A 1,470-nucleotide genomic window follows, 5' to 3' on the forward strand; every position below is an offset into this window, starting at 1 on the left:
ACGCGAGCAGCGCCTTCGACGGAATGCAGCCCACGTTCAGACACGTGCCGCCGAGCTTCAGCGCGCCGGCCGGGTTCTTCCACTTCTCGATACACGCAACCGTCTTGCCGAGCTGCGCTGCGCGAATCGCCGCGATATAGCCGCCCGGGCCCGCGCCGATCACGACGACATCAAATTCTTTGGACATGACTTTCCTTGAGGTGACTCCGCTTCTGCGGAGACGCTTTACGCGGCGCGCGCGAGCCTATCGCGCGCGCCGGGGCAACGATGCTTCTTACAGATCGAGCAGCAGGCGCGCCGGATCTTCCAGCGCGTCCTTCATCGCGACCAGCGACAGCACGGCTTCGCGGCCGTCGATGATGCGGTGGTCGTACGAGAGCGCGAGGTAGTTCATCGGGCGGATAACGATCTGGCCGTTCTCGACGACCGCACGTTCCTTCGTGGCGTGCACGCCGAGAATCGCGGACTGCGGCGGGTTGATGATCGGCGTCGACAGCATCGAGCCGAACACGCCGCCATTCGAGATGGAGAACGTGCCGCCCGTCATTTCGTCGATGGACAGCTTGCCGTCGCGCGCCTTCGCGCCGAACTCGGCGATCTTCTTCTCGATGTCGGCAAGGCTCATCTGATCCGCGTTGCGCAGGATCGGCACCACCAGCCCGCGTGGCGAACCGACCGCGATACCGATGTCGAAGTAGCCGTGATAGACGATGTCATTGCCGTCGATCGACGCGTTCACCAGCGGGAACTTCTTCAGCGCGTGAACGGCGGCCTTCACGAAGAACGACATGAAGCCGAGCTTCACGCCGTGTTCCTTCTCGAAGCGGTCCTTGTACTTGTTGCGCAGATCCATGACCGGCGCCATGTTGACTTCGTTGAACGTCGTCAGGATGGCGTTGGTCTGCTGCGATTCGAGCAGACGCTCGGCGATACGCGCACGCAGGCGCGACATCGGCACGCGCTGTTCCGGGCGATCCTTCAGCCACTGATCAGCCGATGCCGGCGCGTTCACTTGCGGCAGCGACGGCTTCGCAGCCTTCGCGGGCGCGGCGGCCGGAGCCGGTGCGGCGGCCTTCGCAGCCGGTGCGCCTGCCTGTGCGGCGAGGGCATCGCCCTTGGTGATGCGGCCGTCGCGGCCCGTGCCCGACACCTGATCGGCCGAGACGCCCTTCTCCGCCAGAATCTTCGTTGCGGCCGGCGACGTTGCACCGCCCGTCACGGAACCGCCCGTTGCGCTCGCGGTGGCCTGTGCATTCGCCGACGACGATGCAACCGCCGGTTCGGCTTGCGGCGCGGGCTTCACTTCCGCGTCGCCGGCAGCGGCGACGGCGGCGGGCGCTTCGCCTGCCTTTGCTTCGGTATCGATCTTCGCGATGATCTCGTCGGCAGTGACGATATCGCCGTCATGCTTGATGACTTGTGCGAGCACGCCGGCGGACGGCGCGGGCACTTCGAGCACGACCTTGTCGG

2 protein-coding genes are annotated in these 1,470 nt (G+C 65.7%); both read right to left on the minus strand.

Features of this window, described 5'->3' with window-relative positions; translation table 11 throughout:
• A partial coding sequence (locus BG57_RS30805; RefSeq protein ID WP_035971072.1) for an FAD-dependent oxidoreductase occupies positions 1-187 on the minus strand: 187 nt, incomplete at its 3' end.
• Between the two features lie 87 nt (positions 188-274).
• A partial coding sequence (gene odhB, locus BG57_RS30810; RefSeq protein WP_035971073.1) for a 2-oxoglutarate dehydrogenase complex dihydrolipoyllysine-residue succinyltransferase occupies positions 275-1,470 on the minus strand: 1,196 nt, incomplete at its 5' end.

It is taken from the genome of Caballeronia grimmiae (genome assembly GCF_000698555.1).
Classification (GTDB): Bacteria; Pseudomonadota; Gammaproteobacteria; order Burkholderiales; family Burkholderiaceae; genus Caballeronia; species Caballeronia grimmiae.